Source organism: Pseudomonas sp. MRSN 12121 (assembly GCF_000931465.1).
Classification (GTDB): Bacteria; Pseudomonadota; Gammaproteobacteria; order Pseudomonadales; family Pseudomonadaceae; genus Aquipseudomonas.
This window is the reverse complement of record NZ_CP010892.1, coordinates 2,846,784-2,868,590: the sequence shown is the minus strand read 5'-3', so window position 1 is coordinate 2,868,590 and position 21,807 is coordinate 2,846,784. Positions and strand designations below refer to the sequence as shown.

Here is a 21,807-nt window from a genome sequence, read left to right as displayed (position 1 = left end):
TACTAGCGAAGGTTGCGATAGCGTTCGGTCAAGGACTGCACGAGGGTGACGTAGGATTGCGTCTCGGCGTAGGGAGGCACCCCGTTGTACTCGACCACGGACGCTTCTCCGGCGTTGTAACCGGCCAACGCCAGCATCTGGTTGCCGTTGAAGCGCTTGAGCAGCCAGGCCAGGTAGCGCACGCCGCCACGAATGTTCTGTCGTGCGTCGAACGGATCGTCCACGGCGAAGCGCACGGCGGTGGCGGGCATCAACTGCATCAGCCCCTGGGCGCCGGCTTCGGAAACAGCATTGGGGCGAAACGCCGATTCGGCATGTATCACGGCGCGGACCAGCGCCCTGTCGACACCATAATGATCCGAAGCGGCTTCGATCTCCCGCCGATAGGAATGAGTGTCCAGGCGCAGTGAAGCGACCTTGAAGTCCTTTGGCGCCCTGCACAGATAGCAGCCCTTGATGAAATAGATCTCAAGGACATCGACCCGCTCGGAAATCCCGACGGGGCGCCGGCTCACATATTGACGAATACCCTTGTGAATGAAGGTGTACACCAGAATCCGTACCGCGCCTGAGTCGTTCTTTCGCACAGGTCGTGGCCGGGCCAATGCCTTGGCGCCGACAGCGGCGTCCGCCCTGCCATTCAGGCGAGTGCAGCGGGCGCTGGCAATGGTATGGCTGGTGTAGCTGATGGCTCCGTCCCTGGCTTGGCACTTGAACATGGCGCTGGCGCACAGTGGCGCGACCAGCAAGGCCAGCTCGATGCAACCTAGAAGGCTCTTGCGAGCCCATCGCCATGCTCTGGAACTCATCACATCGCTCTGCGCTACAGGCGCCGATTAGGCCTGGGAGCTGTCTTTGGAGGGGCTATTCTGGGGTGACCCGCCTTTTGTTCTGATAGGTATAGCCCTTGTAACCGGTCTTGGAACTTGGGTTGACGTACGGGCTGCCGGCGTTCCCTGGCGAGGTGCAGACCTGATTGCTCGCTCGACGCGTCGTCCCGGCTTGCCAGGGCCGGGCGCAAGTCCGATCCGCGGGTGACGGACCCGGAGCCGGGACGGGACAGGCCCAGGTAGGCGACGACAAAGTTGTCATCGTTATCTGCCCGGGCCGGACGCATGCTGGGGGCGATTGGTACTTATGATAGGTCTGAGAGGAACGGTTCAATTGCCGCCGCCTCCATCGCGATAAGCACCTGCCTGGCAGCCTCTCGCAAGGGTTGCCACTGCTCGAACTCAAAAATCGTCCGGTCATGGCAAGGCAACTCAAGATCGTTTAACGACTGGCACAGTCCCCAGACGCGTCCCAGAAGTGAACTAACGTCATCGGGCAAAACAGCGCCGCAGGCCTCGACAGTGGCATGAATGGGGAGCATTTTTGAGGACCACACCTCGCACGCTGGGCAATCCGGAATGGTAAGTTGCTGTAGCTCTGCATCCATTGCGAGAAACTCAAGTGCAGGGATGGCCTTAGAGATTGCAGCAATCCGCTCATGCTCTTCGGCGCCGTACCACTGCCAGATCAAGTTTGAAAAACCTGTCATTTCGCGCCTACTCGGTGGGTCAAAGCGACGATCATATCGGAGTTGGGCATTGCTTTATTGTCTGGGTAAAACGGAATGTCGCGACTGGCTGAATCCACAGCCAAAAGCGGACTCTCGTCCTAGGACGGCTAACTACCCACAGCGATAGTTCATGTCTGTCTCCCGTTGGATGTCTGAATCTCCCTCTAACCTGAACTAGTCGGGCATTTCGTCTAGCGCTGTGGTAGTCAATGATAAATTTGATGCTCTACCGGGGTCGGTGCGAGCAACGAGGACTGCCCTTTTAGCTCACAATACAATCAAAGATCTACCGGCGGCCAAGATTGCCCAGATGCGAGATCGGGGTGACGCGGCTCGTCCAACGGCCTGCCATACTCAACGCGCCATTTTTCGATTTGGCCGAGAAGCATAAAGGCAGACTTCCGTCGCTTCTCGTCCTCAACCGCCATTCTGAACAGCAGGACGCGCAGTTCATTTGCAGCGCGTGCGTGCTGCGTGAAAACGTTGGAATTGTGCCCATAGGGTCGTTGCTCGACGAAGGCACTTTCGAGTTGATCCCAAATGCCATCCGGAACGCGTGAGGGCTTAGCGTCGTCGATCAGGTTCATATTTGCGGCAAGTGCTTCGGGCGTTCCGAGCCAACTCATTACCTTCGAAAGAACGTACCGCTTGCGTTGCGGTAAATCGCGCTCGCACAAACTTCGCAGCCGCGCCGCTATCTGGGGATTACGCTGGGCCAGATCTGCAAGCCGCGCAACGAGTACCTCTTCATGGTGAGGGCGTGTCAGCTCGATGCCGCGAATATCCGGATCAACAAATCCCAGAAGCAGCTCGCGCGCGCGCGGTGTATCGAGTACCGCAAAAGCATTGATGAATTTGTCTTCGCACTGCTCGAACGTCGATAATTCAGACGCGAGTTCATACAGAAGATCAACGACAACATCCGATCGGCTCTCACCAAGAGCGGTGATAAGTTCTCGCAACTCATACCCCCGAAATTTCCGTTTACCGAGTACGTCTCGCATCTTGGCGATCCCAGAAGCTGGGTCGTCGACGAACGGACAAAGCGCCAGGACGCGGCGCAGAAGGTACTTATCTGAGTCTTGCATCCATTTCTCTGTACGCTCGACCATGGAATCGAGGAGAGCGAACGCGGTGGTAGCAGGCAAGACGACACCCGCCATCAACAGGCGCTCGGCGATGTCGAGGCAGGTGTATTGGTCCCATTGGCCCGGTATAGCAATCACTTCGAGCACATCTGACGCAGAACCGCGGCCGTCAATTGCCGCAAGCGCCTTTGCTAGATCTTTTAGACTTGCAATGGGTTTTCCGTCTTGATTCCGCTCTCGCAAGCGTTTGATTTCGGCATTGAGTGCTGAGACGAATCGTGTGCGTCGCTGGTCGTCGCCGGGTGGCACATTGCGACCTTCGCGTGCGGCCCAAATCAAGTCGTAGCGGAACGTTTGGTCGAAGAAAGGCTTCGCTTTTGGAATGAAATCGCGTGCCATCGCAGCGGCGGCTTCGGAGCGGTATTCCGGCTCGGCAAGCAGATCAGTGAGCACCTGATCGGCACCGACTGCGTCGAGATGCATGATTGCGGTGATATGCCATCCTGCGTAGCTCATAGTTGCACCATTGCCGAGTGGGCCGCGGTCGCCGCCTGCACTCGCGGTCCGGCCGCGACGTACGCGCTCAATGTCGGCGTGAATAAGCCTCACCAGATCCGCCATATCTCCAGGCTTGCCGGCTTGGGCAATCGACGAGGCCAGGTTGGCTTTCTCCTCACCATTGAAATCGTCTTGGCGCAGGACGACATCAACACTGTGTTTCAGGTAGGTGCAAAGGCGTGCTTTAAGGTCATCGTCCGTGATGCGGAGCGGTTCCTCATTCGATCTTGCGACCCTGCTCAGTAGGCCAGCGGCGACTTTGATGTCGAGCGAATCGGCGGTCGTGACGGACGAGAGAATGCCTGCCGCAGCGATGTTGTCGGGGAGGCGGCGAAATACGGTTTCTAGTTGGCGCATTATCTGCCACTCGAGCTCGTGCCGTACGCCAGGCTCTCCATCTACCTTGCGCCGCAGTTCGCGCAGTTTTGTAAACACACGCTGCGCAAGGGCGGCATCTGCACATGCGGCGATGATGGAAGTCATACCTCCGAAGCGCCCGTTCTTAAGATCTTCGGATTCGAGGTGTTGCAGGTATTTCTCGACAAGGCTGTCGGGAGTGACGGTTACAAACGGCAACCAATTCTCGTACTGGTAGAGAACGCCTTCAGCGATCTGGACGGCCACCCACTCGCTCACCCAGTCGGGGTCGGCTTTGCGCAGATGTTCGAGCGCCGGCTGAATGTAGTGCGGACCCAGATTGCGCAAATCGCTGCCGGACAGCGCCGCCAGTGCATCCTTGATGACGCCATCCATGTCTGTCTCGCCAAAATTGATCAACTCAAGCGCGGTTCGCAGGCGGGCGAGATGATCCGTGATGTTCTGGATGAACTTTCTCATTGCCACGATGGTTTTGGGCCTGAGAGCCGCGGGCATGCGATCGGCGTTTTGGTGCGAGACTTCCTCGAATGTCTGCTCATCCATCGACTCAAGGACGCGGGTAAGTGCGCCGTCAGACGCTGTCCACATAAGGCCTGAAATAGCAGCCTTCTTCACCGCGACGCTTTTATCCTCGGCAGCGAAGGCGACGATCTCGTCGTCCATACGATGATGTAGCAGCTCGGAGACGAAATCCGCGCGTACCTCGTCGCTCCAACTGCGCAACTGCTCTTGCCAGTTCGGTCCTAACGAGGAGACATGGATGTCGGGCCAGAGCCGGTACGTACGAAGCCGCGTCTGTTGGTCTTGTCCAGATAGAAGCGGCACGATGAGATCGCCAAAGTCGTCTGCTCCGGTAGCGAGCATCGCGGCAGTGGCATACTGCACAAAACTGCCGTCGCCGATCGTGTAGAGCGCGCGAAGACGCTCGCCGACGGATGAGCGAACTTCACTCCAGACGGCCGTACCGGAAAGCTGCGCAAGCTCGGAGGCGAATACGGGGTCGACGGCGAGTGCCATCTCCACCAACTGCCTGCCAGCGCAGATCTTTTTCCTGTCAGCTTCGGTGTCGCCGGTCTGTTCTGCAAATGTCTCGGCGATCATGCGCAGGGGTTCGTCCCATGCCGGTTCGTTCACGTAGTCGGCCATAAAGCAGCGGATCGCGCCCTCATCATCGCACCGCAGGTCGAGAAGTAACGCAGTAACGTCGAGCGTAGCGTAGTACTCCTGAAGCTGCTGATGCTCGAATTGAAACGCTGTTTGTGGGTAGTCCACGCGCTCGAGGACGTGGTGTGCTGTGAGCATCGCGAGGATCGTTGGTGCTCCCACTGAATCGATCTGGCCACTATTCACAAGCTCTCGTACAACGGTAGCAACGACAGTGCGGGCTGCAGCCTCGGGTAAGGTCACCGCGCCGCGGCGTGTCATTTCGGTTGCGATGGCCTTCAGGTAGTTCTTTTGCAGGCCGAAAATTGGTGCTGCCTGTAGTGCGTTTCTGTGTTCGTCACGTCGTTCTTGCAAGCGGAGAACTTGGTCTAGGATTCCGACTTTCGTGGAAGGTATTGCGACGTCAGCTTCGAACAGTGAAGCGACTTCCGAGAGGATGAATGGTGTGCGGGTCAGTTCTTCGAGTGACGAGTCAGCATCGATGCGAGCACAAAGCTCTGCATCTTTCGCGCCAAGGCGGGCTGCTAGATAAGCGTCCCGCTGCGTAGGTTGCAGGCGCAGTAATCGGAGTCTTATAGCGCCGGGCAGTGGTGGTGTTAAATGGTACGTACGGGTTGCGACAATGATGCCCGCGCTTGGAAAATCCCGTTCGAGCTCCCGGAGCGCATGGTTCGCCTGCAAGGAATTCGAATCTGCAATTTCGTTCCAGCCGTTCAACAGAAACAAGAAAGGTTCCGTTTGCTGCACGCGCGCGAGGTCGGCGGCCGTGAGGCTTTCTGCCTGGAACGCGGGCATACCTGTAATGTACTCAAGAATTCCCTGGCGCGAGGTCGTCCACGCTGGAAGTTCCACGATCAGCGGGGTGCCGACGGTATGTACGCGTTGCGCGAGCTGTATTAGTGTCGTGGTTTTTCCGCGGCCGGCTGGCCCTTCGACGACAATACGGCTGCTTTGCAATAGCGCCAGATCGATTTGTTCCAGCGACATCACGTCGGCAGAATCCGAGCCGTTCGAATCAAGCCGCACGGCTTTCAAATCGATGAGCGGATGCCCTTTTGTTTTGGCTGCCCAAGTCCGTGTGACAGCATCGGACGCGCGTCTTGTTCTTTCAATGAGCTCAGCGAGCAGCGGTTCAACATTGGTTTCGAGGTGGAGGAAGCTTGCACGGAGCGAGGCGTTCTCCGGCATCATCATCTGCGTGATGATCTCTTCGCGTTCTATTATGTGAAGTTCGACGCCGTGGTCTTTCTGAATTACCTCTTCCCACCGCTTTCGGTCGGCGTTGCCAACTTTGGCGGGCGTTACGAAGAGGAGCTTGCCGAGGTCATGGAAGTTCTTCTTGGCAGTTTCAGCGTCGTCGGAAATCTTTTTTAGTGTTGGAGTGATTGAAGCAGCGAGCCCCTTGCCAATGCTATCCGGTGTCAGACTTGCAGGCGCGTATGCATCGAGACCGAAATCCTTCTTCCGCTGGCGGGCGATGAGCTCAGGCCAGAGTTTCTTGCCCAGCACAATTGCCAGCCCCTGAAAACGCATCCCCTCCTCCTGGGAGGCGAACTCATCGAGTGCCCTTTCGATGTCGGTTCTCAGGATAGCCATTCGTAGACCGCGCTGCGTACTGAAGGAATATGGGGGAATATGCCACGGCTTGCTCTGCCGTTCCACGTGTCCGGCATGGCTCTACCATCCCCAGTGAGTTTTCTGCAGACTGCGAAACTTACTCACGTGACCGACCGCTTCTGGCCGATAGCTACCTATCGCTAAGGGCCTTTCTGGGTCGATAACCAACATACACAGAAAGCAGAAAACGGCCAGGCTCAGTCGCTTCTGAATAACGGAAAAGCCCCCTTGCTCAGTTACAACGCAACGCATCGGAACAGCTAAGCTTTTCCCAGTAAACCTCGCCTTCCAAGGGTGACTCCATGAGCAGCGCCCCTCTCTCCGAACTCGATGCCGCGCTACCGGGTCTGGCTCGCAAGATCCGCGTACTGGATGCCCTGTCCTGGCCGGATGGGGTCGAGGAAGTTTTCCTGGCGCATTGGCGTGACGGGAAAGCGCAATTGCCCAGCGTCCAATTGCGCCCCCGCGATCACAGCGCCGATATCGCCGCTCTGGAGGCCTTTATCGGGCGTTGCGATCTGGGGCATCCCGCCGGGAACTATCTGGCCATGACCGCGCGTAGCTATGCCACGGCCGGACGCCTGCTGGGGGCGATTGGCACTCCCGCCTTTACTGACTATTCATCCGCGTTGTACCGACGCCCGGATTTCTATTATTCGAACCAGAAACTCAGCATGCTGGACGCGGCCCGGTTCTTTCTCACGACCACCGACGCCTTGCTGGGGGGAGCCCGTATTCCACCGACTCAGGCGGAGATCCCGGCCGAGGCGTTCGCCGCTTGGATGCAGCCGGAACTGGACCGTTTCTTCGGCGAGGGCCGGGTCACGGTCGTGCTCGATCCGACCCTGGCGGCCAAGGCGATTGCCGGGGCAAGCCGTATACGCCTGCGTGCCGGCGCCCTGTTCTCTGAACTGGATAAAAATCAGTTGTTGCAACACGAGGCCTTCGTGCACGTCGCTACCGCGCAAAATGGCGCGCTCCAGCCCAACCTCAAAAGCCTGGGCCTGGGAGCGCCACGCACGACTCAAACCCAGGAAGGCATTGCCACCCTGGCCGAACTCTTCACTGGCAGCATGGATATCAGCCGCTTGCGGCGCCTGGCCCTGCGCGTGCTGGCGGTCCAGCAAGCGTTGGACGGCGCCGACTTCATACAGGTATTCGAGGGTTTTCTTGCCGCCGGCCAGTCGCAAGAGGAGTCCTTCCGTTCAACCCAGCGGGTCTTCCGTGGCGCCGATCTACGGGGTGGTTCGGCGTTTACCAAGGATGCCGCCTACCTGACGGGCCTGCTGGGCGTCCATACCCTGCTGCGTATCGCGATCCGCGACAATCGACCGGAACTGGTGGGGCATTTGTTTGCCGGACGCCTCAGTCTGGCCGATACCGTACGCCTGGCGCCGCTATTCGAGTCCGGCTGGCTCCAGGGCCCCGTCCATCTACCGGCCTGGGCCTGCGATCTGCGTCGGCTCGCCGCCAACCTGGCCTTCTCCGCGTTTATCGCCCAGATAAAACTGGATGTACTCGACCTGGAGGTGTTCATGGCCTTTGCGGACGAGCACGAAGACGACGCCAGCGCCCGGTGATCATGGGCACCGCTCTCATGTATCGAAGTGTGTCTGCATGGCGTCCCGCAACATAACCTTTCATCCCCCTCAAAACCCGACACATCCCAGATACGTCTCTGCCTTCAAATGCACCCACGGTTGAAGTGGATCCCCCAGATTCCCTACCCCACGCGTGCATTCAATGGAGAGACCCGCATGAAACTGCTCACCCCCACCACTGGCAAAATCGGCTCATCAATTCTGGCACTCGCCCTGTTCGGCCTCCTCGGCACCGCCCAGGCGCAGACGGCCACAGCGGTGCAGCCAGAGACGAACAGCACCGGCACCACCTACGCAGCCCCCTCGCCGTTCGGCCCGCTGAAACACGTCGAAGCCGGGCTGTTGAATGTGGCCTATGCCGAGACCGGTCCCGCCGATGGCCCGGTGGTGATCCTGCTGCACGGCTGGCCGTACGACATTCACAGTTATGACGAAGTCGCGCCGCTGCTGGCGGCCAAGGGGTATCGGGTGTTGATGCCTTATGCGCGGGGTTATGGCGATACGCGTTTCCTGTCGGCGAATACCCTGCGCAACGGTCAGCCGGCGGCGCTGGCCAGTGATGTCATCGACTTCATGGATGCGCTGCAGATCAAGCAGGCGGTGCTCGGCGGTTATGACTGGGGGGCGCGCTCGGCGGATATCGTCGCCGCGCTGTGGCCGGAACGGGTCAAGGCGCTGGTCGCGGTCAGCGGCTACCTGATCGGCAACCAGGCGGCCGGGCAGAACCCGCTGCCGCCCAAGGCCGAGTTGCAATGGTGGTACCAGTTCTACTTCGCCACCGATCGCGGCCGCGCCGGCTACGCCAAGAACACCCACGACTTCGCCAAATTGATCTGGCAACTGGCGTCCCCCAAATGGACCTTCGACGACGCCACCTTCGAGCGCAGCGCCAAGGCTCTGGACAACCCCGACCATGTGGACATCACCGTGTTCAACTACCGCTGGCGCCTGGGGCTGGTGCAGGGCGAAAGCCGCTACGCCGCGCTGGAGCAGAAACTGGCCACGGCACCGGCCATCAAGGTGCCGACCATCACCCTGGAAGGCGACGCCAACGGCGCGCCCCACCCCACCCCCGAGGATTACGCCCGGCACTTTACCGGCAAATACCAGTTCCGCCTGATCGACGGCGGCATCGGCCACAACCTGCCGCAGGAAGATCCGCAGGCGTTCGCCCAGGCGGTGATCGATGCGGATCGGCTGTGAATGAGCGGCCTCGCCCCAATGAATCGGGCGTGCGGGGCCGCCGGTCTCGGTGACACGCCGGCGATGCCCTTGTGCGACACCCGTCGCTTGACGGATCACAGGCCACCTTTCTTTTCATCGGCACGACTTGCCTTGAATATATGGATATCCGTATATTCGGTTTTCCATATATTTGAGCATCCCCATGATCACGCCTCCCGAGGTTTTCAAGAGCCTGGCCGATGAGACGCGCGCTCGCGCCACGCTGCTGATCGCTCATCAAGGCGAACTGTGCGTTTGCGAGCTGATGTGCGCCCTGAGCGACAGCCAGCCAAAGATCAGCCGCCATCTGGCGCAGTTGCGCAGCAGCGGCCTGTTGTTGGATCGCCGACAGGGGCAGTGGATTTATTACCGCCTCAACCCGCAGTTACCGGCCTGGGTGCATGAGGTGCTGCAAGTGACCCTCGAAGCCAATGCCCACTGGCTGGAAGACAACGCTGCCCGCCTGCGGAACATGGGCAGTCGCCCCGTGCGCGAGACGGCCTGCTGCTGAACCCCGACCCAGCGAGATATTCATGACTGACCACAGCTCGACCCCCGGCGCTGCGCCGGCACCCTTGCCATCCGCGCCCATGCGCCAGCAGCCCCGCCTGCGAATCCTGTTCATGTGCACGGCCAACAGCTGTCGCAGCATTCTTTGCGAAGCCCAGTTCAACCACCTGGCGCCCCCCGGTTTCGAAGCCGTGAGCGCCGGCAGTTTTCCCAAGGGGCAGGTCTTGCCGCGCAGCCTCGCCACCTTGCAGCAGGCCGGCATCTCCATCGCTGGATTGCACAGCAAAGGCAACGACAGCTTCGCGGACCATCCGCCCGATATCGTCATCACCGTCTGCGACAAGGCCGCCGGCGAAGCCTGCCCGGTCTACTTCGGACCGGCCCTGAAAACCCACTGGGGCCTGGAGGATCCCTCCGAGGTCCGGGGAGACGAAGCCTCCATCGACGCCGCCTTCCGCGCCACCCTTGCGCGCATCGAGCGGCGCTGCAACGCCTTCCTCGCCCTTCCCTTCGGCACCCTCGGCCGCGACGAACTCAAGCGCGAGCTGGACCGTATCGGCGCTCTCTGAGCTGGAGAACCTATGTCAGAACAACTGCCCAACCTCGACCTTTCGCTGTTTCCGCAGCTCCCGGCCACCGGCCGCTCCAGTCACCACAAGCCGCGGATCCTGCTGCTCTACGGCTCGACCCGAGAACGCTCGTTCAGTCGCCTGCTGGTGGAAGAAGCGGCCCGCCTGCTGGAACACTTCGGGGCCGAAACCCGGGTCTTCGATCCCTCAGGGCTGCCCCTGCCCGACGATGCCCCGGTGGAACATCCGAAAGTGCAGGAGCTGCGAGAGCTGATGCAATGGTCAGAGGGCCAGGTCTGGTGCTCGCCGGAACGCCATGGCGCCATGTCGGCGGTCTTCAAGGCCCAGATCGACTGGATCCCCCTGGCGCTTGGCGCCGTTCGCCCCACCCAGGGCAAGACCCTCGCAGTCATGCAAGTGTGCGGCGGCTCGCAATCCTTCAATGTGGTCAACCAGCTGCGCGTGCTTGGCCGCTGGATGCGCATGTTCACCATCCCCAACCAATCCTCGGTGCCCAAGGCCTACCTGGAGTTCGACGATGCAGGCCGGATGAAACCCTCGGCCTTTTATGACCGTGTCGTCGATGTGATGGAGGAACTGGTGAAATTCACCTTGCTGCTGCGCGATCACCAGGCGGTTCTGGTCGATCGCTACTCCGAGCGCAAGGAAACCGCCGAACAGCTCAGTGCCCGCGTCAACCAGCGCTCGATCTGAGGCAGCCCCGCGCTGCGTTGTCGGTCACCGGATCAGGCCCGCCGCGCCAGCAACAACACCGAAGCCGCCGCCGACAGCAACGCCGCGCAGCAACGGTTGAAGATCCTCTTGCCGCGCGGCTCGGCGAACCAGCGGCGCATGTGCAGGCCCATGTAGGCGTAGGCGCTGATGGCGATCCATTCCAGCAGCAGGAACAAGGCGCCCAGCACCAGGAACTGGCCAGGGACCGGAGCCGTGGGGTCGACGAATTGCGGCAGGAAGGCGGTGAAGATCAGGATCGCCTTGGGGTTGCCGATGGCCACCAGGAACTCCTGCCGGGCCAGCGCGGCCAGCCCCAGGGGCGCGGTGTTTTTCTCGGCTGCGGCCTGGGTGTCGGCGCTCCAGAGCTGATACGCCAGGTACAGCAGGTACGCCGCGCCCAGGATCTTGATCCCGTAGAACAGCAGTTCCGAGGCTTGCAGCACCACCGCCAGCCCGGCCGAGGCCAGGGCGATCATCAAGGCGAACGCGGCCAGTCGCCCGGTGCCCGCCAGGCAGGAGGTGCGGAAACCGTAGGCCGTCGCGTTCCGCACCGACAACAGGTTGTTGGGCCCGGGCGCCATGTTCAGGGCGAAGCAGGCCGGAAGAAACAACAGCAGGGTGGCGAGGTTCATCGAGGGTCTCTCTGCAAGGAGTCGAACGGGTCGGGCTTGCAACATATAAGAGCATCGGGGCGCAACACAACCCGCCCCCGCGACCCGGCCTGTGCTAAAACCGCCACCGCCCGCCGCGCTGTTCTACGCTGTACACACCCAGCCCCGGCTTGACTCGTCCCCCCGCGCAAGGAGCGCCCCCATGGCCGATTTCTACAACACCCAGACGCTCGACGGTTTCACCATGAAGCTGTGGCGCGGCGAACGCATGTGCCTGATCGGTTTCGATGTCGACAACCCTCCCCCCGACCTGGTGGGGTTCGCCATCGAATGCCGGTTTCCCGGCAGCACCGACTTCAAGCCCCTGCTCAACCGCATCGCCTTTGCCTACGACAAGCCCGCGCCCGACGCCGTCGATGGCACGCGCAAGTTTTCCTCGCTGCAAGCGCCCTTCCAGAAGTTCCGCTGGGTCCACGTGCCCCGTGAGGTCACGCAAGGCACCTTCGTCTACCGCGGGCGGATGATGCACATGCCCAGCGACGGCCAACTGGTGGCCGGCACCACCATCGAGCTGCCGATCGACCTCGACCCCACCAGCTACGAAGGCATCCTCGACGTTGGTTTCACCCGCGGGTTCACCTCGTCCCAGGCCTTCGTCGACCGGGTGCCCGCGGGGGTCGATGTGAGTGCCTATGGCAAGCGCCTGATTCCGTCGAAGGGCAAGGACGGGCTCGACCACCCGAAGACCGAGACGGCCATGTACCAGTGGCTGGGCTTCGAGGCCGTGGCGATGATCTTCAAGGTTCTGGACGACGTACTGCAGCAGCCGGACGCCACCCTGGATGTGTTCGCCTATGACTTCAACGAACCGGACATCCTGGCCAGGATGGAAGCCCTGGGCGAACGCCTGCGCATCATCATCGACGACGCCGGCGACCATGGTGCCGCGGACAGCTGCGAGACCCGCGCCGCCCAGCGCCTGACGGCCTCCGCCGGCGCGGGCCGGGTCAAGCGCACCCACTTCAACGGCCTGCAACATCACAAGGTGCTGATCGCCCGCCGCAACGGCCAGCCCTGGCAGGTGCTGTGCGGCTCCACCAACTTCAGCTTCCGCGGCTGTTATGTGCAGAACAACAATGCGCTGCTGTTCCAGCAGCCGGACGTCGCGCAGTTGTTCGGCCAGGTGTTCGACGCCGCCTTCGACGACCCCGAGCACTTCAAGGCCAACGCCCTGGCGCAACAATGGCACGTGATCGACACCACGATCGCGGGAACGACAGCCGGCCCGCGCCTGCACTTCTGCTTTTCGCCGCACGCCAGCAGCGATCTGTCGCTCGACCCGCTGGGCGACGCCATCGACCAGGCCAGCGATGCGGTGCTGTTCAATATCGCCTTCCTCAACCAGATCACCAGCGGCCCGCTGTACCGCGCCATCAGCCAGCTCTACCAGCGCCCGCTGTTCAACTACGGGGTTTCCGACAAGGCGTCGGGCATGGCGGTGATCAAGCCGGACGGCACCTCGGCCGAGGTCGACTTCGCCTACCTGGCCAAATACGCGCCGGAGCCGTTTCGCAGCGAATGGTCGGGCGGCAGCGGCATTTCGGTGCACAACAAGTTCGTGGTCGTCGACTTCAACCTGCCCAGCGCCAAGGTCTTCACCGGCTCCTCGAACCTGTCGGTCTCGGGGGAGGAAAAGAACGGCGATCACCTGATCCTGATCGAGGACCAGAAGATCGCCGTGGTCTACGCCATCCAGGCCTTGCTGATCTTCGACCACCTGCACTTTCGCAGCGCCATGCAACAGGCCTTCAGCACCAGCGGCAACCACCAGGCCCCGCCCTTGCTGCTGAGAAAACCCACGGCGATCTCGGGCCGGCCCGCCTGGTTCGAGGATTACTACGTCGCCGGCTCGCAGAAAGCCAACGACCGGCGTCTGTTCGCGCACTAGGGCAGGCGCCAGGCGGCGCCGGGCCGTCTGGCGCCCGTGCGGATCAGACCGAGAAAATCATGCAGCCGATCCCGCCTTCCTCGTGGTAGATCGCATGGCCGCCGTTCTCGACTGTGAAGCCGCGCAGCGTGCGCTTGGCCTCGTCGCTGTAGGCCAGGGAAACCACCCAGCGAGCCTCGACCGGCTCGGTGAATTTGGCGATCTTCTCGATGTCCTTGCGGGTTTCGGCCAGCAGTCGGTTGCCGGCGTTGGTCGCGCTCTCGACCTTGAGCTCGATGGCGTACTGCTTGACGCCCTGGCCGGCCAGCACATCCAGGTGCAGGCCCTGGTTCGGCGGAGGGTAAGCCACCTCGCGGGCGACCCCCAGGTGAGCGGCCCGCAACAGTATGAGGAATTCGACCTGGAACCAGACTTCCCAGGCCGCGCCCGTGCTGATGGCGGCGGCGATGCGCGAGTGGTCGCTCAAGATGATGCGGCTGAGGTCGGTGTTGTTCATGGTGCAGTCCTTCTGCTGGATGGTGCAGATAGGAACGAACCGCACGCGGTGCTGTGAATCGCCGGCACCTGCGCCGCCCACACAAAGCTGCTCAGGCGAAACAGTTCTGATTTACAATGCGCGCCTTCCCCCTTTGGCCGAGGCGAACGTGCCGTGGATGCTTTCGCGTTTGTCTACCCGCACCTGGAGCAGTGGCTGATCGAGCCGCTGAGCCGGCAGTTTGTCGGCCTGTTCAACCTCAATGGCCGTCTCGGGCTCGCCTTCCTGCTGATTTCCTATGGCGTCGCCTACGGCCTGTTCCGCTGGCGCCGGCGGCGTGGCCTGACCGACGCCCGCAGCTTCGGCCAGTTCATCGGCGGGCGCCGGGTGCATTTGCACCGCTCGGCGCTGCTCGATTACCGCTACTACTTTGTGCGCGCCCTGCTCAAGGTCGCCCTGGTGCTGCCCATCGTCCAGCTGGTCGATCCCCATATCCTGCGCTCCGGCGATTACCTGGCCTTCTTCGACAACCTCTGGGGCGCCCGCCCGCGCCTCGGCGAGAACCTCGCCCTGGCCCTGCTCTACGGGCTGGGGGTGTTCCTGCTCAAGGACTTCATCCATTACTGGCTGCACCGGGCCTTTCACAGCCGCTGGCTGTGGGCGTTCCACAAGGTCCACCACTCCGCGCCGGTGCTGGTCCCGGCGACCGCGAGCCGCGTGCACTTCGTGGAAAAGATCGTCGAGAAGCTGGCGGTCACCGCGGCCCTGGGCCTGTATGCCGGCGCGTTCTGGTACGCCTGCGGCGGCGAGGTCGGGCGCTATACGCTGTTCGGCGTGACCTACCTGGTGTTCATCTTCAACGGCCTGGCGGCCAACCTGCGCCACAGCCACGTCTGGCTGTCGTTCGGGCCGCGGCTGGAACACGTGCTGAACAGCCCGGCCCAGCACCAGATCCATCACAGCGACGCGCCCCGCCACTTCAACAAGAACTTCGCCATCAACCTGTCGCTCTGGGACTGGCTGTTCGGCACCCTCTACGTCACCAGCGCGACCCCGGAACCCCTGCGCTTCGGCACCGGCGAGCAGGACCATCCGCGCTACCTGACGATCTACAGCCTGATCGTCACGCCCTTCGTCGACACCTGGCGCCGGCTCGCCCGCGGCAAACGCCTGCCCGGCTACCCGCAGCCGCCCCGGGCCTAGACGCTCGCCAGAACGACCGGTGCGCGCCTGGATAGCGTGGCATCCAGGCGCAAGCCGAACGTCACCCGCGACGAATCGCAGTCATGGTTCTGTTCCTGGCGGGGTGCAGGCAGCGGCCAGGTGCCGGCGGCGCATCAGGCGATAGGCCGCCGGAATCACGAACAGCGACAACAACGGCGCGGTGAGCATGCCGCCGACCATGGGCGCGGCGATGCGGCTCATCACTTCGCTGCCGGTGCCGCCGTCCAGCAGGATCGGCAGCAGGCCGGCGACGATCACCGCCACCGTCATGGCCTTGGGCCGCACGCGCTGCACCGCGCCCTCGCGGATCGCCGCCAGCAGCCCGGGCTCGTCGCCCGGGCCGCACGCCTGGCGCTCGGCCCAGGCATTTTTCAGGTACAGCAGCATGATCACGCCGAACTCGGCGGCCACCCCCGCCAGGGCAATGAACCCCACGCCGGTGGCCACCGACAGGTTGAACCCCAGCCCGTAGAGGAACCACACCCCGCCCGTCAGGGCGAACGGCAGCGTCGCCATGATCAGCAAGGCCTCGTCGAAGCGGGAGAAGGTCAGGTACAGCAGCACCAGGATGATCAGCAAGGTCGCCGGCACCAGCCACGCGAGCCGGGCATTGGCTCGTTCGAGAAACTCGAACTGCCCGGAATAGCTCAGGCTCATGCCGGGCTGCAACCGCACCTGCTCGCTCACCGCGCGGCGCAGATCGGCCACCACCGCGGCGATATCCCGTCCCCGCACATCGACGTACACCCAGCCCGAGGGCCGGGCATTTTCGCTCTTGAGCATTGGCGGGCCCTCGCTGACCGCGACCCGCGCCACACTGCCCAGGGTCACCTGGCCGCCCAGCGGGGTGTAGATCGGCAACTGTCGCAGGGCATCCAGCGAGTCCCGCCACTCCCGCGGGTAACGCAGGTTGATCGGGAAGCGCGCCAGGCCCTCGACGGTCTCGCCGATGTTCTCGCCACCGATGGCGCCGGCGACGATCGACTGCACGTCGGCGATGTTCAGGCCGTAGCGCGCGGCAGCGGCGCGGTCGATGTCCAGGTCGATGTAACGGCCGCCGCCCAGGCGCTCGGCCAGCGCCGAACCGACCCCGGGCACCGTCCTGGCCACCCGTTCGATGGCTTGGGTCGCGGTGTCGATGTCCCGCAGGTTGGCGCCAGCCACCTTGACCCCGATCGGGCTCTTGATGCCGGTGGCGAGCATGTCGACCCGGTTGCGGATCGGGGGAATCCAGAGGTTGGTCAACCCCGGCACCTGCACCACCCGGTCCAGCTCCTGCACCAGCCGTTCCGCGGTCATGCCGGGGCGCCACTGCTCCCGGGGCCTGAACTGCACCGTGGTTTCGAACATCTCCAGCGGCGCCGGGTCGGTGGCCGTTTCGGCGCGCCCGGCCTTGCCGTAGACCCGCTCGACCTCGGGCACGCTCTTGATCAGCCGGTCGGTCTGTTGCAGCAGTTGCGCGGCCTTCTGCGCCGACAGGCCCGGCAGCGCCGTGGGCATATACAACAGGTCACCTTCGTCCAGCGGCGGCAGGAACTCGCCGCCCAGGCGCGACAGCGGCCACGCCGCGCTGAGCAACACCAGCACGGCCACCAGCAGGGTGCTCCGGGGCCGGCGCAGCACCGCGTCCAGGGCCGGCTCGTAGCAGCGGATCAACCAGCGGTTCAGCGGGTTTTGCCGCTCGCCGGGAATCCGCCCGCGGATCCAGTAGCCCATCAACACCGGCACCAGGGTCACCGACAATCCCGCCGCCGCGGCCATGGCGTAGGTCTTGGTGAACGCCAGGGGGCCAAACAGCCGGCCCTCCTGGGCCTGCAGGGTGAACACCGGGATGAACGACAGGGTGATGATCAGCAGGCAGAAGAACAGCGCCGGCCCGACCTCGGTCGCCGCCTCGGTCATCAGCCGCCAGCGCGGTTCGCCGCGCAGCTGTTCCCCGGGATGGGCGTGGTGCCAGGCCTCGAGCTTCTTGTGGGCGTTCTCGATCATCACCACCGCGGCATCGACCATGGCCCCGATCGCGATGGCGATCCCGCCCAGGGACATGATGTTGGCGTTGAGCCCCTGCTGCCGCATCAGGATAAAGGCCAGCAGCACGCCGACCGGTAACGAGATGATCGCCACCAGGGAGGAGCGCAGGTGCCAGAGGAAGATCCCGCAGACCAGCGCGACGACGATGAATTCTTCCAGCAGCTTGTGCCCGAGGTTGTTCACCGCGCGGTCGATCAGGGTGCTGCGGTCGTAGGTGGTGACGATCTCCACCCCCGGCGGCAGGCTGCCCTTGAGCTCCGCGAGCCGGGCCTTGACCGCGGCGATGGTGTCGCGGGCGTTCTGGCCGCTGCGCAGGATCACCACGCCGCCCACCGCCTCGCCCTCGCCGTCCAGTTCGCCGATGCCCCGGCGCATTTCCGGCCCGACCTGCACCGTGGCCACGTCACCCAGGGTCACCGGCACCCCGCCCGCCCCGAGCTTGAGCGGGATCGCCCGGAAATCGTCGAGGCTCTGCAGGTAGCCGGAGGCGCGCACCATGAACTCGGCCTCGGCCAGCTCCAGTACCGCGCCGCCGGTTTCCTGGTTGGCCTGGCCGATCGCCGCGCGCACCTCGGCCTGGGTAATGCCGAGGCTGGCCAGCTTCAGCGGATCGAGCAGCACCTGGTACTGCTTGACCATGCCGCCGACGGTGGCCACCTCCGCGACGTTGGGCAAGGTCTTGAGCTCGAACTTGAGGAACCAGTCCTGCAACGCGCGCAACTGCGCCAGGTCATGCCGGCCGCTGCGGTCCACCAGGGCGTACTGGAAAATCCATCCGACGCCCGTGGCATCCGGTCCCAGCGCCGGCCGTGCGTTGGCCGGCAGGCGGCCCTGGACCTGGCTCAGGTACTCCAGCACCCGCGAACGGGCCCAGTACAGGTCGGTGCCGTCCTCGAACAGCACGTAGACGAAGCTGTCGCCGAAGAACGAATAACCGCGCACGGTCTTGGCCCCTGGCACCGAGAGCATGGTGGTCGCCAGGGGATAGGTGACCTGGTTCTCGACGATCTGCGGCGCCTGCCCCGCATAGGGCGTGCGGATGATGACCTGGGTATCCGACAGGTCCGGCAATGCGTCGACCGGCGTGTGCCGCACCGCCCAGATGCCCCAGGCGCTGAAGAACAGGGTCGCCAGCACCACCAGCAGGCGGTTGGCCACCGACCAGCGAATCACGGCGGCGATCATGGCCGGTCCTCCGTTTTTTCCAGGCGTTCGACCCGCAGCCCGCCGTCGCCGGCCGCCACCGCGACGCGCACCCGGTCACCCACCTTGAGCCCCTGGATCAGGCCGGGGTCGGCGAGCGCGAAGGTCATGGTCATGGCGGGCATGCCCAGGGTCTTGAAAGCGCCGTGGGCCAGGGTGATCGCCTGCGGGTCGAGCGCCAGTACCTGGGCATCGGCTTCGTGCAGGGCCGCGCTGGCGGCAGGAGCCTGCAGCGGCGCGGCGACCAGGCCCCTGAGGCTGGCTTCCGAATCCAGCAGGAACTGGCCGGAACTCACCACCTGCTGGCCCTCCTCCAGGCCTTGCAGGATCGCGGTCTGGCCCGCGTTGTCCGGCCCCACCCGCACCTCGACCGGGCGGTAGCGCCCCGCGTCTTCGGCGAGCATCACCAACGCTCGCCGGCCGGTGCGGATCACTGCCTCGCTGGGCACCCACAACAGATTTTGCCCGGTCGTGCGCCGCAGGCTGACCTCGGCAGTCATGCCCGGCCGCAGCCGTCCCTGGGGATTGGGCAGCTCGACCCGCACCCGCAACGTGCGGCTATCGGCATTGGCCTGCGGCAGAATCGCGCCGACCCGGCCCTTGAACAGCTCTCCCGGGAACGCCGGCAGACGCGCCTCGGCCTCCTGCCCGGCGACTATCGAGCCGGCCTGCGCTTCCGGCACGGCCACGGCCAGCCAGACCTGGCTCAAGCCATTGACCTGCGCCAGGGTCTGGCCGGCGGCGACCGTCATGCCCTGGCGCACGTTCAACTCTTGCAGCACCCCGCCGATGGGGCTGGCCAGGGTCAGGGTCGGCTGGACCTGGCCGCTGCGCTCGACCCGGGCGATCAATTGCGCCGGCATCCCGCTGAGGCGCAAGCGTTGCCGGGCCGCGGCGAGCAACGCGCTATCGCCACTGTTCCTCAGGGCCAGGAACTCTTCCTGGGCCGCCGCCCACTCCGGCACCAGGATGTCCGCCAGGGGCGCGTTGGCCTCCAATACATCGCCCGGGGCCCGGGCTCGCACCCGCTCGACGAAACCCGGGGTCCGCGACTGGACCACCGCGACGTCGCGCTCATTGAACGCCAACTGCCCCGTGGCCTCGACGCTGGCCGCGAGCCCGCCGCGCCGGACCGTGGCCAGGCGCACGCCAAGGTTCTGGGTCAGGCCCGGATCGATGCGCAACGCCGCGCTGTCGCCCGGAGCATCGGCATACCGCGGCACCAGGGGCATGTCCATGAAGGGCGACTGGCCCGGCTGGTCGAATTTCTGCTGCGGGTACATCGGGTCGTACCAATACAGCACCTTGGCCTGGCCCGGGCTGTCCGTCCCGGCCGCGACCGGCGCCGGGTCAGCGATACGCGCCCGGGCCAGCCAGTAGCCAGCGGCCCCACCCAGGGCGATGGAGCAGCCGACAATGGCCGCCACTTTCCAGATCGACGCACTCATTGCGCAGCCTCCCCATAGGCGAAATACAGGCGGGCGTTGGTCAGGGCCCGCTGCTCCTCGACATCGATCTGCTTGAGACGGGCGTCGATCAGCTCGCGGCGGGCCGCGATCACCGCCGCCAGTTCGCCCTTGCCGGCGCGGTAGCTGGCCATGCTCAAGTCGACCTTCTCCCGGGCCAGTGGCAGCAGGCTCTGCTGGTTGCGGGCCACCGCGCGATCCAGCCGCTGGTAGTCGGCCAATTGCGTTTCCAGTTGCTGCGCATGCTCGCGCGACAAGGCCTCGCGCTCGGCCTCCAGCTGGCTCAGTTCGGCCTGCCGGGCGGCGATCGTCGGGTTCTGCCGTGAGCCGGGAAACAGCGGCAAGTCCCAGGAAAACTGCACGCTGAGCATGTCGCCAAACTCCCGGCCACGGCGCTGGTAATCCACCTCCCAGCTCCAGTCCGAGCGCTTTTGCGCCTCGGCTTCGCGAACCCTGGCTTGCGCTTCGCGGGTCATGGGCGCGAACGCCGCCAGTTCGGGGTGGTGTTGCAACTGATGCGAGTAGCCCGCGGTATCCACCGGCCACTGCGGCAGACGCCCCTGCGGCTGCTGATCGGCCGCCGCCCCTATCCAGCGCTTGAGCGCCGCCCGGGCCTGGGCCTGCTGGCTGGCCAGTTCGTCCTCGCGCTCGGCCAGTTGCGCGGCCTCCTGCTTGGGAGCCACGGCATCCGCCGGCAATGCCCGACCGCTGGCGATTTGCGCCCGGACGCTGTCGCCCAGCAGGCGATTCTCCCGGTAGAAGTCCTGGAACAGCGCCGCCTTGCGCGCCAGCGAATAGCTGCCGATCCAGGCCAGGGCCGTGGCCTGGCGCACATTCAGGCGCTCGACCTGACGCTCGGCGGCGGCCCGCTCCACCGCCCCGGCCGCGACCTCGATGCGGGCCTGGCGCTTGTCGCTGTTGAGCATGTCCTGGCGGATCCCGACCATCTGCATGGTCATGGAGTCCTGGTCGAGGCGGCCGCGATCCGGACCACCGACGGGGAAGTTCTGTAGCCCCAGCAACAGCTTGGGGTCGGGCAATTCGCCAGCGGGGATGGCCGCGTTGCTGGCGGCACGGATTTTCGCGTCCTGGGCACTCAGCGACGGCGCGTTGTTCTCGGCCAGCCGCAACGCCTCATCGAGCGTCAGCGCGCCCGCCGGGCTCGGCAACGCCAGCACGCCTGCCGCCAGGCCGGCCACGAGGGACCAGCCGGTGCAATAGCACTTGGGGTTCATGTTGATGATTCCTGTGTGATCCACCGCGCGCCCGCAACACAGGCACGCAGCACTGCCATCCCGCGTCAGGGCGGAATGGGGCTCAGTGAGGTACAGGCATCAGGCGCGGGGCGGTCGCCACACCCCGGAGGGGGTTTGCGCAGGCAGGAAAACGCTGGAAAAAGACAGCACCACCGGGCTGAACAGGGTCACGGCCGGCTTACCGATCGACACTTGCAGCATGCCGCCGGTCTTGCACTCCTGGCCCGGCTTGCAGGGCTTGCCATGCTCGACCGGGCTTTTCAGGTCGTTGCAGCAGTCCATGCCCATGCCATCCATCATCGCCATGTCCATGCTCTTCATCGGGCAGGGCTCGGCGGGCGCCGGAACGCCCGCCATCCCGCTGAGGGGAAGCGCCAGGCTAATCAGGAAGACAAGACAGCACCGCAGGTAGCGTTTCATGGACGGGAGTCTGGTGTTGGATAACGGCGAACCGGCGACAGGCGCGGACCAGCCTGAAGCGGTTCCGCGCGATCTCAACGCAACGGGATTAAGCCAGGATTAGCGGCAGAAAAAAAGCGCTGCCGCTGCCGCTCGCCGGACCGCGACTCGTCGCTCAAGCCGGACGGC

At 64.0% G+C, this 21,807-nt stretch carries 16 protein-coding genes; 7 read left to right on the top strand and 9 right to left on the bottom strand.

The window, feature by feature from the left end; genetic code table 11:
• Positions 1–2 precede the first annotated feature (2 nt).
• The 3 genes from TO66_RS13170 to TO66_RS13160 all read right to left on the bottom strand — a co-directional run bounded on the left by TO66_RS13170 (position 3) and on the right by TO66_RS13160 (position 6,345).
• Positions 3–809, bottom strand: a complete 807-nt coding sequence (locus TO66_RS13170; protein ID WP_044462725.1) for a lytic transglycosylase domain-containing protein — start codon at positions 807–809, stop codon at positions 3–5.
• Between the two features lie 326 nt (positions 810–1,135).
• Positions 1,136–1,540 (bottom strand): hypothetical protein, encoded by a 405-nt coding sequence (locus TO66_RS13165; protein ID WP_044462724.1) that lies wholly within the window; start codon positions 1,538–1,540, stop codon positions 1,136–1,138.
• Positions 1,541–1,839: 299 nt separating this feature from the next.
• Positions 1,840–6,345 carry an NACHT domain-containing NTPase gene (locus TO66_RS13160; protein WP_044462723.1) on the bottom strand — a complete coding sequence of 1,502 codons (4,506 nt, stop codon included), beginning with the start codon at positions 6,343–6,345 and terminating at the stop codon, positions 1,840–1,842.
• Between the two features lie 323 nt (positions 6,346–6,668).
• Between TO66_RS13160 and TO66_RS13155 the strand changes: the two genes are divergently transcribed.
• The 5 genes from TO66_RS13155 (at position 6,669) to arsH (ending at position 10,984) form a co-directional block, all read left to right on the top strand.
• Positions 6,669–7,946 carry a flavohemoglobin expression-modulating QEGLA motif protein gene (locus TO66_RS13155; RefSeq protein WP_044462722.1) on the top strand — a complete coding sequence of 426 codons (1,278 nt, stop codon included), beginning with the start codon at positions 6,669–6,671 and terminating at the stop codon, positions 7,944–7,946.
• A gap of 177 nt (positions 7,947–8,123) precedes the next feature.
• Positions 8,124–9,170 (top strand): alpha/beta fold hydrolase, encoded by a 1,047-nt coding sequence (locus tag TO66_RS13150; protein WP_044462721.1) that lies wholly within the window; start codon positions 8,124–8,126, stop codon positions 9,168–9,170.
• A 184-nt stretch (positions 9,171–9,354) separates the two neighbouring features.
• Positions 9,355–9,702 carry a metalloregulator ArsR/SmtB family transcription factor gene (locus TO66_RS13145; protein WP_044462720.1) on the top strand — a complete coding sequence of 116 codons (348 nt, stop codon included), beginning with the start codon at positions 9,355–9,357 and terminating at the stop codon, positions 9,700–9,702.
• 97 nt (positions 9,703–9,799) lie between these two features.
• Positions 9,800–10,270 carry an arsenate reductase ArsC gene (locus tag TO66_RS13140; RefSeq protein WP_044466019.1) on the top strand — a complete coding sequence of 157 codons (471 nt, stop codon included), beginning with the start codon at positions 9,800–9,802 and terminating at the stop codon, positions 10,268–10,270.
• Between the two features lie 12 nt (positions 10,271–10,282).
• Positions 10,283–10,984 carry an arsenical resistance protein ArsH gene (arsH, locus tag TO66_RS13135; RefSeq protein ID WP_044462719.1) on the top strand — a complete coding sequence of 234 codons (702 nt, stop codon included), beginning with the start codon at positions 10,283–10,285 and terminating at the stop codon, positions 10,982–10,984.
• A gap of 32 nt (positions 10,985–11,016) precedes the next feature.
• On the opposite strand, the gene TO66_RS13130 is transcribed toward arsH, so the two are convergent.
• The gene (locus TO66_RS13130) at positions 11,017–11,637 is read right to left on the bottom strand and encodes a LysE family translocator (RefSeq protein WP_044462718.1); all 621 of its coding nucleotides are present in this window, start codon (positions 11,635–11,637) and stop codon (positions 11,017–11,019) included.
• Positions 11,638–11,818: 181 nt separating this feature from the next.
• Between TO66_RS13130 and TO66_RS13125 the strand changes: the two genes are divergently transcribed.
• A complete protein-coding gene (locus TO66_RS13125) occupies positions 11,819–13,564 on the top strand; it encodes a phospholipase D-like domain-containing protein (RefSeq protein WP_044462717.1) in 1,746 nt (581 codons plus the stop codon).
• A gap of 43 nt (positions 13,565–13,607) precedes the next feature.
• Here the strand turns inward: TO66_RS13125 and TO66_RS13120 are convergent, their stop codons facing one another.
• The gene (locus TO66_RS13120; RefSeq protein ID WP_044462716.1) at positions 13,608–14,060 is read right to left on the bottom strand and encodes a hypothetical protein; all 453 of its coding nucleotides are present in this window, start codon (positions 14,058–14,060) and stop codon (positions 13,608–13,610) included.
• Between the two features lie 153 nt (positions 14,061–14,213).
• Here TO66_RS13120 and TO66_RS13115 point away from each other — a divergent pair, with 153 nt between their 5' ends.
• Positions 14,214–15,242, top strand: a complete 1,029-nt coding sequence (locus tag TO66_RS13115; RefSeq protein ID WP_044462715.1) for a sterol desaturase family protein — start codon at positions 14,214–14,216, stop codon at positions 15,240–15,242.
• A gap of 81 nt (positions 15,243–15,323) precedes the next feature.
• On the opposite strand, the gene TO66_RS13110 is transcribed toward TO66_RS13115, so the two are convergent.
• From TO66_RS13110 to TO66_RS13095, 4 genes are all read right to left on the bottom strand, one after another.
• Positions 15,324–18,479 (bottom strand): efflux RND transporter permease subunit, encoded by a 3,156-nt coding sequence (locus tag TO66_RS13110; protein ID WP_044462714.1) that lies wholly within the window; start codon positions 18,477–18,479, stop codon positions 15,324–15,326.
• Positions 18,476–19,945 (bottom strand): efflux RND transporter periplasmic adaptor subunit, encoded by a 1,470-nt coding sequence (locus TO66_RS13105; RefSeq protein ID WP_044462713.1) that lies wholly within the window; start codon positions 19,943–19,945, stop codon positions 18,476–18,478. The genes TO66_RS13110 and TO66_RS13105 overlap by 4 nt, the downstream gene beginning before the upstream one ends.
• On the bottom strand, positions 19,942–21,198 hold the full coding sequence (locus tag TO66_RS13100; RefSeq protein WP_044462712.1) for a TolC family protein: 1,257 nt from the start codon (positions 21,196–21,198) through the stop codon (positions 19,942–19,944). The genes TO66_RS13105 and TO66_RS13100 overlap by 4 nt, the downstream gene beginning before the upstream one ends.
• Before the next feature lie 99 nt (positions 21,199–21,297).
• Complete coding sequence (locus TO66_RS13095) at positions 21,298–21,639, bottom strand: hypothetical protein (RefSeq protein ID WP_044462711.1); 342 nt, start codon at positions 21,637–21,639, stop codon at positions 21,298–21,300.
• Between the last annotated feature and the right edge of the window lie 168 nt (positions 21,640–21,807).

Excerpts from the sequence above, each read along its gene's own strand:
- TO66_RS13170 (WP_044462725.1), bottom strand. The coding sequence starts at position 809 with ATGAGTTCCAGAGCATGGCGATGGGCTCGCAAGAGCCTTCTAGGTTGC.
- TO66_RS13105 (WP_044462713.1), bottom strand. The coding sequence starts at position 19,945 with ATGAGTGCGTCGATCTGGAAAGTGGCGGCCATTGTCGGCTGCTCCATC.
- TO66_RS13110 (WP_044462714.1), bottom strand. The coding sequence starts at position 18,479 with ATGATCGCCGCCGTGATTCGCTGGTCGGTGGCCAACCGCCTGCTGGTG.
- TO66_RS13125 (WP_044462717.1), top strand. The coding sequence starts at position 11,819 with ATGGCCGATTTCTACAACACCCAGACGCTCGACGGTTTCACCATGAAG.
- TO66_RS13095 (WP_044462711.1), bottom strand. The coding sequence starts at position 21,639 with ATGAAACGCTACCTGCGGTGCTGTCTTGTCTTCCTGATTAGCCTGGCG.
- TO66_RS13150 (WP_044462721.1), top strand. The coding sequence starts at position 8,124 with ATGAAACTGCTCACCCCCACCACTGGCAAAATCGGCTCATCAATTCTG.
- TO66_RS13165 (WP_044462724.1), bottom strand. The coding sequence starts at position 1,540 with ATGACAGGTTTTTCAAACTTGATCTGGCAGTGGTACGGCGCCGAAGAG.
- TO66_RS13130 (WP_044462718.1), bottom strand. The coding sequence starts at position 11,637 with ATGAACCTCGCCACCCTGCTGTTGTTTCTTCCGGCCTGCTTCGCCCTG.
- TO66_RS13160 (WP_044462723.1), bottom strand. The coding sequence starts at position 6,345 with ATGGCTATCCTGAGAACCGACATCGAAAGGGCACTCGATGAGTTCGCC.
- TO66_RS13145 (WP_044462720.1), top strand. The coding sequence starts at position 9,355 with ATGATCACGCCTCCCGAGGTTTTCAAGAGCCTGGCCGATGAGACGCGC.
- TO66_RS13120 (WP_044462716.1), bottom strand. The coding sequence starts at position 14,060 with ATGAACAACACCGACCTCAGCCGCATCATCTTGAGCGACCACTCGCGC.
- arsH (WP_044462719.1), top strand. The coding sequence starts at position 10,283 with ATGTCAGAACAACTGCCCAACCTCGACCTTTCGCTGTTTCCGCAGCTC.
- TO66_RS13100 (WP_044462712.1), bottom strand. The coding sequence starts at position 21,198 with ATGAACCCCAAGTGCTATTGCACCGGCTGGTCCCTCGTGGCCGGCCTG.
- TO66_RS13155 (WP_044462722.1), top strand. The coding sequence starts at position 6,669 with ATGAGCAGCGCCCCTCTCTCCGAACTCGATGCCGCGCTACCGGGTCTG.